The following is a 12,112-nucleotide window of genomic DNA, read 5'->3' on the forward strand; positions in this document are numbered from 1 at the left end:
ATGAGTTAAAGGTTGAGGGCTCAGAAGCCTTCGACCTTTAACTTTATGCTCATAACACATAAAATATGGCAAGTTTAAAAGAGGTTAGAAGCCGCATCACATCGGTGTCGTCGACGCAGCAGATCACAAAAGCCATGAAAATGGTGGCGGCTGCCAAGTTAAGACGTGCACAGGACAACATCCTGCGTATGCGCCCTTACGCACAGCGCCTGGGTGGCATCCTGACGAATTTGTCAACACTAACCGAGGGTGCTGTAGATAATCCTTATGCTGTAAAGCGTGAAGTTAACAGTGTTTTGGTGATCGTGGTAACTTCGGATCGTGGTCTGGCCGGTGCTTTTAACTCTAACATTATCAAAGCTGCTTCAGCGCTGATCAATGATAAGTATAGCAGCCAGTTAGCTGCCGGAAGAGTTTCTGTAATGGCGATCGGTAGAAAAGGTGCAGATGCTTTCTCTAAAAGAGGCATTCCACTGGTAGGCGACTACTCTACGATCTTCTCTAATATCTCTTTTGATTCGGTACGTGTTGCTGCAGAGCGCGCGATGGATGGTTTCCTGAATGGCGAATTTGACCAGGTGGAAATTCTTTACAACGAGTTCAAAAACGTTGCTACACAGATCGTACGTACGGAGCAGTTCCTGCCGGTTGAAGAAAAGCCAGCGGATCAGATGCATGACTCGGCTCTGGTAGCAGAGTATACGTTCGAGCCTTCGATGGAAGAGATCGTAAAAGAACTGATCCCTAAGTCACTTAAAATACAACTGTACAAAGCAGTACTGGAGTCGAATGCTTCTGAACATGGTGCCCGTATGACAGCCATGGACAAAGCGACAGAGAACGCGGGTGAACTGCTGAAACAGCTGAAATTAACCTATAACAGGACGCGTCAGGCCGCTATAACCAAGGAGATCCTTGAAATTGTGGGTGGCGCCGAAGCCCTGGCATCTGAATAAGAAGATAAAAGACCAGCTAAAGCAACGCCCATCAATCCGGTGGGCGTTCTTTTTTTATTACAGATAAGCAGTTTATCTTTTTGTTAAGACCAGGATTGAGCGGCAAGTAAAGTATGGCATAAAATGCAAGCCTGCTATATTTGCAGAAAATCAGCCAATAACATGATCAGAAGTATACAAAACTATATCGCAGGCAAAAGTGCACCAACAGCCTTGTTGCTGGTGTTGTTGCTTAGCGCCTGTGTTAGAGTAACAAGTACATCCTCTACCGTTGCAAGTGAAAAGCAGCAGGTAACAGCCATGCAGCGCCCCAAGTTAGTGGTAGGAATTGTAGTGGATCAGATGCGTTACGATTTTTTGTTCCGCTACTGGGACAAGTATGGCGAAGGAGGTTTTAAGAAACTGGTGCGAAGCGGCTTCAACTTCAAGAATGCGCAATATAGTTATGTGCCAACGTATACCGGTCCTGGCCACGCTTCCGTTTATACGGGTAGTGTACCGGCCCTAAACGGTATTATTGGCAACAGCTGGTATAACCGCCAGGCGGGAGCCGATGTATACTGCGTAGAAGATAAAACCGTACAGACGGTAGGAAGTACTTCTACTGCAGGCCAGATGTCACCGGCTAACCTGCTGACTTCTACCATTACCGACGAGTTGCGCATTGCAACTAACATGCGCTCGAAAGTAATTGGCATAGCACTGAAAGACAGAGGCGCTATACTTCCGGCAGGTCACACAGCGAATGGCGCCTACTGGTTTGATTCGCCATCCGGTAACTGGATCACAAGTACCTTTTACCAGAACGAGCTGCCAAACTGGGTGCAGGCATTCAACAACAAGAAGTATCCGGACCAGCACCTGAGCCAGGTATGGAATACGCTGCTGCCTATTGATCAATATACAGAGAGCTCTGCCGATGATGTGCCATGGGAACAGCCTTTGGCAGGGGAACAGAAACCTGTATTCCCGCACAACATCCCGGCTATCCGTAAAAAGGAGTACGAACTGATCCGCTCTATTCCGGCAGGCAACACCCTGACAAAGGATTTTGCTCTGGCAGCACTGGAAGGCGAAGAATTGGGCAAAGGACCGTTTACAGATTTTCTGGCGGTAAGCTTCTCGACCCCTGATTATGTAGGACATGCTTTCGGGCCAAACTCTATTGAAGCACAGGATGTATACCTGCGACTGGACCGTGAAATAGAAGAGATGCTCAACAAGTTTGAGCAGCACGTAGGCAAAGGCAATGTGCTGGTGTTTCTGACGGCAGATCACGGCGCAGCCCATGTACCCGCTTTCCTGAAAGATAAGAAAGTACCGGCAGGCGTTGCCAATTCCAGCATAATGCGCGATTCGGTGGAAAAATATCTGAATACCACCTACGGAGGTGGCAAATGGATCGAACGGTATACAAACCAGCAGATCTACCTGAACAGAAAGCTGATCGAAGCAAAAAAGCTGAACAGACTTGACGTGCAGGAGAAAGTGGCCAACTACGTGATGCGGTTTGAAGGAGTAGCAAGAGCTATGGCTGCCGAAAACGTGCAGCGGGCAGGCTGGAGCGAAGGCCTGATGAGCAGGATCGCCAGCGGTTACAATGCACAACGCTCCGGAGATGTACTGGTAGTACTGCAGCCAGGCTGGTTTGAAGGCTATGGTGCTGCCAAAGAGCCAAAAGGTACCACACACGGCTCTTACTCAAACTACGACACACACGTGCCGCTGGTATGGTATGGCTGGAAGGTAAAGCCGGGCGAGAGCTCAGCAGAAGTACAGGTGGCGGATATTGCCCCAACCATTGCATCCTGGTTATACATACAGGAGCCGAATGGTAGTGTGGGCAAGCCCTTACAGGAATTGATGAAGTAAAATAAGTTACGCTTACCCATACCAAGTATAAGAAGTAGAGCGGGAGGCGACAATTAATTAAAATTAACAACAAAGTGAATATGGAAAACAACAATCCATGGCATAGCGTGAGCTACGGCGAGGAGGCACCGGGAGTAGTTACGGCCATTATCGAAATTCCGAAAGGTTCTAAAGCAAAATATGAATTAGATAAAGAGAGTGGCATGCTGAAACTGGACAGAGTGCTTTTCTCTTCTATCCACTACCCGGCTAACTATGGCTTTATTCCGCAGACGTACTGCGACGATAAAGACCCGCTAGATATCCTGGTGATCTGCTCGATTGACGTGCAGCCAATGTGCCTGATCGATGCAAAAGTGATCGGGGTGATGCAGATGATCGACAACAACGAAGAGGATGACAAGATCATAGCGGTTGCAAACAACGATATGTCGGTACGCCACATCAATGATATTTCCGAACTGCCGCCGCATACCTTGCTGGAGATGCGTCGCTTCTTTGAAGACTACAAGAAACTGGAGCACAAAGAGGTGATCGTGGAGCAGTTCCTGGGCCGTGAGCGTGCTTACGAGATCATTCAGGAAAGCATCGAGCTGTACAACGCTACGTTTGGTGCTCCCGCAGAAAGAAGCCTGTCTTAAAGCTTTTAGCTTTTTGTTTTTAAGCCTGATGTAGCTCTATGCACGCGTCAGGCTTTTTGTTTTTGTGACGGGTTTAGCCGTACTTAAGTTAGGGCCAGGATTTACAAACTTGCAGGTAGAAATGGAGCAGGTACAACCAGAGAAGAAAAACGACAACCATGTGCGGAAAACGAAAGCAGAGCCGCATCCTGTGTTGGAGGCGCTGCTGTATAGTAGTGTGTTCATCTCTTTCTGTGCGCTTGGCCTGACCATAGAAACCTACCTGCTGGCAGGCCTGGAGATATCGTTGCCGCTGGTTTGGTTCGTTTTCCTGTCTACGTTGTTTACCTATAACCTGAGCAGTGTGCAAAGTATGTTGCGCGGTATCAGGCAAACAAAACCCCGAGCGCAGCAGTCGTGGGGGCAGCGGCACCGAAATAAGCTGGCGCTACTCGGGCTGGCAAGTATAGCAGGGGCGGCGGCATTGTACTTATACTTTGACTTGCAGCTTAATTTATGGGTTGTGGGGCACCTGGCCCTGATCTCGATTGGCTATACCGTGCCGATAGTATACAAAGCGCGCAAGGTGCGGCCGCTGCGGAGCGTGCCGTTGCTGAAGGTATTTCTGATAGCCTATGTATGGGCGGTAGTTACGGCGCTCTTCCCATTGATGGATGCGGGGCTGCAGGTATGGAACGAGGTAAGCCTGTTGTTGGGGGTGCGCCGTTTCCTTTTCATCCTGGCACTGGCCCTGCTCTTCGATATCCGCGATTACACGTATGACCGGCACACCAATACCCTCACTTTTCCCGGGCTTATGGGCGTGCACAAAACCAAACTGATGTCGTTGGCATTGCTGTTGCTTTATGGCACCCTTGTGAGCCTGACCGAAACCGGTGTTACACAGGTAGGTTTGTTGGCAGGTGCTGTGATAGCAGCCGGGATAGTTATGTATGCTTCGCATAAAAGGTCGCGGTTGTACTATGCGTTGCTGGCAGATGGTGCCATGCTCGTACATTTTGCCTGCGTTTACCTGGCTAAATCCTGGTGAGGAGCAAGCCGCCGGAATGCCTTGGGCAACTGCTCGATCAGGTCAGAGGCAATCAGGCTGATTTCCCCTACAGTCTCCCGAGCCAGATCTCCGGCTAAACCATGCAGGTATACGCCCAGCAGGCAGGCTTCTTTCAACGTATAATTTTGTGCTACCAGTGCGGTTACAATGCCGGTCAGTACGTCGCCGGTGCCGCCCGTGGCCATGCCCGGGTTGCCGGTGGTGTTAAAGTATACTTCGCCCTCGGGTGTGCAGATGGCCGAGTGGCTGCCCTTCAGCACCATGTAGCAGGCATACTCACGGCAAAACTCCCGCATGTTTTCCAGCCGGTCGTAGTCGTCTTTGGATTTGCCAACCAGCCGCTCAAACTCTTTGGGGTGAGGGGTAAAGATGACCCTATTTCTCGGCAGCTGTGCTTTCAGGCGGTCGCTGCTGCCTACCAGGTTAATGGCATCGGCGTCGAGTACAAGCGGTAAAGAGGTGGTGGCAAGCAGTTGACCAATAACTGTTTTGGTTTGTCTCTCAGTGCCGATGCCAGGCCCTGCGCCTACAACGCTATACTTGTCCATCTGGTCCGGCAGCTTTGATAACACCCGGCGGTTAGGGTCAGAGAGCGTCATGGCCTCGGGCACAGCCGTTTGAAGTATAGAGTAGCCTACTGAAGGGGCATGTACCGTGAGCAGACCCACACCGCTGCGCAGACACGCCCGGGCTGCCAGCACGGCAGCTCCCATCTTGCCTAAGCTTCCACACAGCAGCAAAGCGTGCCCATACAGGCCTTTGTGCGAAAACTTCCTGCGTGGTTTAAGCAGCTGCTGTACATCCTCCAATGTAGTGAAGTAATGATCTGTTTTAGCCTCGGCGATATACTTCGGGCTCAGCCCTATCGGTACGGTATGCCACGCGCCTACATACTGCTCATGCTGCGGCAGGAAAAAAGCCAGTTTCGGTAACTCAAAACTTACTGTATGAGTCGCACGGATGATAGCGCCTTCCGAAGGTGTCTGCTTGTCGGTGTACAAACCGGAAGGAACATCAATGGAAATGACGCACACTTTGCTGTTGTTCATCTTCCCGATCACCTCAGCAAACAAACCGGTAACCGGGCGCGAAAGACCAGTGCCGAACAGCGCATCAATGACAAGCGCCCTCTCGGGGATAGACGGGAAATCGGCTATAGATACTATTGGAGTAGCGGCGATAGCTGCCGGAAGCCTGTCGTGGTTGATTTGAAAATCCTGGGAGGCGTTGGTGAGGTCGCCAATTACAAACACCTTTACCGGGTAGCTGCGCTCGTGCAGCAGGCGTGCTACTGCCAGCCCATCGCCGCCGTTGTTGCCCGGCCCTGCGAAGATATAGACCGACTGACGAGGTAGAAATTTATTTTCAAACCAACAGGTAAAGGCCAGCGCCGCACGCTCCATCAAATCAACAGAGGCGATGTTCTCATTTGTAATGGTTTGGGCGTCAGCTTCCCGCGTCTGGGCCGCAGTCAGAATTTTCATGGAACTACCTTTAAAGTTGATTTAAAACACAGGATGTATATATGTTTTCAACTATTTTTCATACTTTATATGCCATTTTGAAGTTGCCGTTTCAGTAAAAAGTTAACGTCTCCTCTTCAATACAAGACAATCTTAAACAACAGTAAACATTTTAACAAAACCCTATGAAACACATTTACACTTTACTCTTTTGCTTATTTGCTGGATATGCGTCCTTTGCCCAAACAGACTCTCTGAGCCTGAGGATTGCAGAAATTGAGAAATCGCTCAACTACCAGCATGGAGAAATCTCCTTAGGCGAAGGCATGGCCAAGATCGTTGTGCCGAAAGGCTTCCGGTACCTGGATGCCAAACAATCAGAATACGTTTTAACAGAGTTGTGGGGTAACCCTGCATCAGGTACTACGCTGGGTATGCTCGTGCCTGAAGGGAAAGGCGTGCTGGACGCAGATACCTGGGTATTTGACATCGAGTACGAGGACATGGGCTATGTAAAAGACACCGATGCCGCTGACATAGACTATACAGAGCTGCTGGAAACCATGCAGGAAGATATGACAGAGGCAAACAAGGAGCGGGTAGCCAACGGATACGATGAGATCAAACTGATCGGATGGGCATCACAACCTTACTACGACAACAATAAGAAGGTGCTGCACTGGGCAAAAGAGCTGAACTTTGGCGGCGCTGAATCCAATACGCTGAACTACAACGTGCGTGTGCTGGGCCGCAAAGGAGTGCTGATGCTGAATGCCATTGCAGATATGAACAGCCTGCCGGAAGTAAAGCAAAACATCCCCTTGATCCTGAACAGTGTAACGTTTGAGCAGGGGCACAGCTACTTCGACTTTGATCCTAACGTAGACGAGGTGGCAGCCTGGACAATCGGAAGCCTGGTTGCAGGAAAGATCCTGACCAAAGTTGGCTTCTTTGCACTCCTGCTGAAGTTCTGGAAAGTAATTGCGCTTGCTATAGTAGGAGGTGGCAGTGCTTTGATGAAGTTGCTGAAAGGAAGAAAGAAAGAAGAGCCGGCTCCGGAACCTGAGCAGGAGTATGAGAAAGTAGCAAACTAAGAGCTTAGACCAGTTATAAACCCCGAGACTGCTGTGCTTCTTCCATAGCAGTCTCGGGGTTTTCTGTTTTAGAAGGCCAGTGTCAGGGTGAGCTTGAATTTCAGGTTATCAGAGGCTCGCTCGAAAGCATAAGGGCCGTAGCGGTAAAAGGCACCCACGCCAATGCCGGAAAAAGGAGAGCTGATGATGTTGTTGAGCATCAAGCCTGATTCATAAAAGCCTTTGTGCATGGTGTTGAACGTCAGTTGCGGCTGCTCTGCCGGTTGCTGTTTCAGGTCACCGAAACCGATGTTGGTAACCAGTACCAGGTCGGGCTTGAAGAAACCGGTGCGAAGCAGCCGTTTGCCGAAGTTTTGGCTCAGGAATAGTGCTGCATATCGGTCGGAGAAGAACTCGTAGGGGCGCATGGTCTCGAAGCCTTCGCCGGCATACACGGTATAGGTAGGGCTGTAGCTGCCATAGCCATTGTAGAGGTTCGTAAAAGGAGCCCGCCCGCGTATCAATCCTCCTGCAAAAATGAGCTTTGTTTCTCCGGTGGTGCGGTGGCGGAAGGAAGCCTCCAGGCGTGCATCATACTTGTTGTAGCTGTAGTCACCGTCCAAAAAGCCATCCAACCCACGTGTATACTGAAACCATAATACCGGGTAAGCGGAAGCCATAGGCAGGGTCTGGCCGAAAAGCTGCGTGAACTGCTCTCCGTAGGCATAGCGAAAACCAACCGTAGCTTCCGTTACATCTATCTTGCCAGGAACAGTTACAAGAGAGTCAGAGGTGAAGGTAGGACGACGTTGCTCCTGGCGCAGCTGTGTTTGCACCTGCATGTAACGGAACAGTCTGCCCGATAAAGAAACCCCGTAATGGGTGGTATAGTCCAGCTGATCGAGTACGGCAGGGCGCAGGTCCGACAGCAGGCTGCGTTGCTTGAAAGGAAGGCGCCTGCCACCCGGCTCCAGCACATCTTCAAAATAATCTACGGTCACCTTCAGCTCAGAGGGCTGGTGAAGTATAAGGGAAGCATCGGCGCCATACTTCTGCGCTTTATCCCGGAGGCCGTAGCCCCAGTACCCGCCAAACGAAAAGCGTTCCGAAAAGCGGTTATTGGTGTGTGCCCCAATGCCGAGGCGAGGTCCTTCGAAGCGGCTCACTTTCAGCAGTCGGTTGATATCGAGGCTAACCGGGCCAATGGGTATTTGCTTGGCTAAGATATACTCCATCGTGCGGATGGTGCGGTCCAGGTTATCGGCCCGGCCAATGCTGTCGAGGCGCTGATAGGTGCGCTGCTCCATCAAACTAAGCGTATCGGGGCGGTTTTGCTGCCAGACATACTCCGGCTGACGGTTGGCAGTGGGCGTTTGCAGCAGGGCGATGGCGCCGAAATCTCTGCGCTGCAATCCCGGGTTCAGGTTAACATTGGTGATGTAAGTACGAATGTGGCCATAGGGCTGGTGACCCTTAAGGCTGATCTGCTGCACGGTTAGCTCTACATCCAGTTCTTTGGGAAACCACTGCCCGTTTACCTGCTCAAATTGCTGCTGCAGCTTTATGCCGCGCTTGTCATCCGTAGCCGATTCGGCTATCAGGTTCTGTACGGCCCACCCCTTGCTGTTGATGTAAAGCAGTCCCTTCAAACCTTCGAAGTTCTTTCCTTTTTGTGGTTTGAACGAAATGATGAACACGGTATCGCCCCCGATCATACTTGTTTCCTGAAGTATAAAATCATACTTGCGGGTGCTGCCCGGGCTTAGGGGGCTGAGGTAGCGCTTACCGAAGAAGACGGGCATATTGGTGTAAACAGAAAAGTCACGGGCTTCGGCGGCTACTACGCCAAAACTCGGCTGCTGCAGCCCCGACACACGCGTAGCCAGTATGGTTTCCTTGGTGCGGTCGGGCTTCAGGTAAGCGTAGTCGGTGATGCTCTCCATCAGGAAGAGATGCTGTTTGGCCAGCAGGCTGCGCATTCTCAGGTAAGCAGAGTCCTGGGAAGACAGGTTCAGCGTATCCTGCAGGTCCTGCTCCTTCAGATCGGTAGCGGTAAGTATAAATTTGTTGTAGGTCCGGTAGGTGTACGCATCCAGGTTCTCGATGCGGTGTCGCTCCCGGTTCTGTGTGGCCAGCCGGATGATGCGGTGCGCCGGATTAATGCCCGAACGTACGATTACCTCCTGTAGCTGTGCTGCCACCGGCTGCATGTATACATCCAGTACTCCTGTAGAGTCCGGGGTGAGCAGCTGTGGTGCGTAGCCCACATAGCTGAAACGGAGGCTGGTAACAGGGCGGTTGTGCCGGATCTGGTATTGCCCGTTGAGGTTGGTGGTGGTACCGGTCTCGCCTTCGTTTACAGCTATACTTACAAAGGGCAGCTTTTCGTTGGTTCCGGCATCGCGCACCGTGCCACGTACCGCCTGTACCTGCGCCAGCAGCGGCATACTTAAAAAGCAGAAAAGCAGAAGGAACCAGGTACGCGTCATCTTGTAAAGATATAAAAGAAAAAGCGCCTCCTCCTATGCCGGAAGAGGCGCCTTTTATACTTCTATACCTGATTTATTGTTTAGAACGTAACCGACAAGCCAAGTCCGGGCTTACCTGAAGGGAGCACCACCGGCGTTACCGAGGTGTTGTACCCTTTGTCTTTAAAGATCTTATCATGCAGCCAGTATACCGTATTTACCGAGAGTATACCAACGCCGGCTCCAGCCAGTACATCAGCCATCCAGTGCTCATTGTTTAGTACACGCATCACGCCTGTAGCACTGGCTATGGTATAACTGCCCACGCTTACCCAGGGGCTCTTGTGGCGGAACTCCTTATCTACGATGGTGGCAATGGTAAACGCATACGCCGTATGCCCGGAAGGAAAAGCAGTGGGGTCGCCGTTCGGGCGGTCGATGTCCGTTAGCTTTTTGGCAGGCCATACGATAGCGGAGGTAAGGGCACCCGCGGCCAGCAACAGCCCAGTCTGCCGGCGTATGTCGTGGCGGTTCTGCGAGGAGAAGGCGTTAAACCCATACATGTACGCCACCGGCAGGAAGAACAGGTAATCGTCTACCTTGGTGCTGAAGTTGGGCGCGTGTTTGTGGCGCGCATCACGGGCATCGTGGCTGCTATAAAAGCCGTTGTCCTGGATAGTATAGATACCGGCACCGATCAGCGCAGCGGCTGGTAACACAGCCCGTGTGAGATACCGTTTGTTGCTGCCCTCGCGCAGCTGCGATTCCGTGAAAGGCTTTTTCTGGCCGCGGTAAACGGTGTCGGCTACGACAGGCGTGTTTACTTTGAAGAGCGTATCAGGAGCCGTACGGCTGCTGTATTGGTAGGCTTGGAAAGCAGAAGTTGCAGAACCAGCTTTTATACTTGCCGGATCGCTGGCAATTGTAGCTGTTGTCGTATCAGTAAGTACAGGTTGCGGCTGTACCTGAGCCATTACCGGGGTTGCCAGCACACTCATCCAAAGCAGGTGCGCCGTCAGAATTTTCGATAGTTTCAAGTGTAAGTAGGCTTTAAGTTTACGATTAGGAGCTAAACCAATCTGCTATAAAAATCGTGCCCCATTGTTGTTCTTTTTTCGTGTATCGTTTATCGTTTTTCGGGGTGTAAAGTTTCTTTTGACCATTTTAGAAAGTATACTACCCGGCAGTTTATACTTACCAGTTACCAAAATACAAAACACTAAACACGAAAAACGACACACGAACCATTAACGGTCCAGTTCGCCCAGAACAATATCCACAGAGCCCACAATGGCGATCAGGTCGGCCACCATGCAGCCTTTGGCAATTTCGTGCAGCACCGATAGGTTAGAAAAGCAGGGAGAGCGGCCGTGGCAGCGGAAAGGTACATCGCTGCGGTCGGTGGTGCGGAAGAAGTAGCCCAGCTCGCCGCGTGGTGTTTCAGCGCGGAAATATAATTCCTGGGTGCCGGTCATGCGCAGCTTTTTCGGGCAGGCTGCCTGCGGATCGAAATCCGGAGTACGTTTATAATCGCCTTGTAGCTGATCCAGGCATTGGCTGATGATCTTGATAGACTCGCGGCATTCCAGCGCCCGCACATAGTTGCGGTCCCAGCAGTCGCCGGTGGTGCCGACAGTACCTTTGCCAACCGGCACCTCAAATTCCAGTTCCGGGTAAACGCTGTAGCCGTCTATGCGGCGCAGATCATACTTCAGGCCGGAGCCACGCAGCATAGGCCCGGAGCAACCGTAGTTGATCGCCACATCCAACGGCAGGATACCTACATTGGCTGTGCGATCAATAAAGATCTTATTCTCCAGAAGTATGGTATCGAGTTCGTCGAGCTTCGGGCCGAGGTATTTTATAAACTCACGGCTGCGCTCCTCGAAGCCAATAGGCAGATCATAGTATAAACCGCCCACCCAGATGTAGTTGTAGAGCATGCGGGCTCCGGAAGTCCACTCCAGCAGGCGCTGTATGTGTTCGCGGTCGCGGAGCAGCCACAGGAAAGGCGTAAAAGCCCCGATGTCGATGGCATAAGTACCAATGGCCAGGAAGTGCGAGGCAATACGATTGAGCTCCGTTACCAGCACCCGGATGTACTCCACCCGTTTCGGTATCTGGTCGGTGATGCCCAACAGCTTTTCCACACCCATGCACCATACATGCTCCGAGTTCATGGCAGCCAAGTAGTCCATGCGGTCTACGTAGGGGATGGTCTGGTTATAGGCCATGCTTTCGGCGTGCTTCTCGAAGCAGCGGTGCAGGTAGCCAACGTGCGGCGCTACATCGGTAATGATCTCTCCGTCGGTTACCACCTCCAGGCGCAGTACGCCGTGCGTGCTCGGGTGCTGCGGCCCCATGTTCACAATCATCTCGCCTGCCTTCAGGTTATCTAGGCTGAACTTGTTCGGCTCCGACTGCAGCAGGTAATCTTTGTAGATGGTGGACACGGCGTGAGTTAGAAGGTTAAAAAGTTAGAGAGTTAAAAAGTTAAGAGCAAAGTTCGGAAAAATGAGGGAATAAAGCAGGGGTTTGTTATTTAGGAGAATTTTCAGGAGGAATTACATTATGTGGTTGCTATATAG

The 12,112-nt window shown here is 51.3% G+C and carries 9 protein-coding genes; 5 read left to right on the forward strand and 4 right to left on the reverse strand.

The genetic code is table 11. The features are described from left to right. Positions 1-65: 65 nt before the first annotated feature. From atpG to MJ611_RS06510, 4 genes are all read left to right on the forward strand, one after another. Entirely contained in the window at positions 66-956 is an 891-nt protein-coding gene (gene atpG, locus MJ611_RS06495) for an ATP synthase F1 subunit gamma (RefSeq protein WP_250428698.1), read from the forward strand. Between the two features lie 162 nt (positions 957-1,118). Further along, positions 1,119-2,828 (forward strand): alkaline phosphatase PafA, encoded by a 1,710-nt coding sequence (gene pafA, locus MJ611_RS06500; protein ID WP_250428699.1) that lies wholly within the window; start codon positions 1,119-1,121, stop codon positions 2,826-2,828. An 80-nt stretch (positions 2,829-2,908) separates the two neighbouring features. Beyond that, on the forward strand, positions 2,909-3,469 hold the full coding sequence (locus tag MJ611_RS06505) for an inorganic diphosphatase (RefSeq protein ID WP_250428700.1): 561 nt from the start codon (positions 2,909-2,911) through the stop codon (positions 3,467-3,469). A gap of 121 nt (positions 3,470-3,590) precedes the next feature. Further along, a complete protein-coding gene (locus tag MJ611_RS06510; protein ID WP_250428701.1) occupies positions 3,591-4,499 on the forward strand; it encodes a UbiA prenyltransferase family protein in 909 nt (302 codons plus the stop codon). Here MJ611_RS06510 and MJ611_RS06515 read toward each other — a convergent pair. Continuing rightward, a complete protein-coding gene (locus tag MJ611_RS06515; protein ID WP_250428702.1) occupies positions 4,478-6,004 on the reverse strand; it encodes an NAD(P)H-hydrate dehydratase in 1,527 nt (508 codons plus the stop codon). The genes MJ611_RS06510 and MJ611_RS06515 overlap by 22 nt on opposite strands. A gap of 164 nt (positions 6,005-6,168) precedes the next feature. On the opposite strand from MJ611_RS06515, the gene MJ611_RS06520 reads away from it, so the two are divergent. After that, positions 6,169-7,077 carry a DUF2167 domain-containing protein gene (locus MJ611_RS06520; protein WP_250428703.1) on the forward strand — a complete coding sequence of 303 codons (909 nt, stop codon included), beginning with the start codon at positions 6,169-6,171 and terminating at the stop codon, positions 7,075-7,077. A 68-nt stretch (positions 7,078-7,145) separates the two neighbouring features. Here MJ611_RS06520 and MJ611_RS06525 read toward each other — a convergent pair whose 3' ends face one another. The 3 genes from MJ611_RS06525 to MJ611_RS06535 all read right to left on the reverse strand — a co-directional run bounded on the left by MJ611_RS06525 (position 7,146) and on the right by MJ611_RS06535 (position 11,977). Next, complete coding sequence (locus MJ611_RS06525) at positions 7,146-9,545, reverse strand: DUF5686 and carboxypeptidase-like regulatory domain-containing protein (RefSeq protein ID WP_250428704.1); 2,400 nt, start codon at positions 9,543-9,545, stop codon at positions 7,146-7,148. 80 nt (positions 9,546-9,625) lie between these two features. Then, on the reverse strand, positions 9,626-10,561 hold the full coding sequence (locus MJ611_RS06530; protein ID WP_250428705.1) for a phosphatase PAP2 family protein: 936 nt from the start codon (positions 10,559-10,561) through the stop codon (positions 9,626-9,628). Between the two features lie 210 nt (positions 10,562-10,771). Continuing rightward, positions 10,772-11,977, reverse strand: a complete 1,206-nt coding sequence (locus MJ611_RS06535) for an NADH-quinone oxidoreductase subunit D (RefSeq protein WP_250428706.1) — start codon at positions 11,975-11,977, stop codon at positions 10,772-10,774. Positions 11,978-12,112: the final 135 nt, after the last annotated feature.

Source organism: Pontibacter ruber (assembly GCF_023630205.1).
In the GTDB taxonomy this organism is placed as follows: domain Bacteria; phylum Bacteroidota; class Bacteroidia; order Cytophagales; family Hymenobacteraceae; genus Pontibacter; species Pontibacter ruber.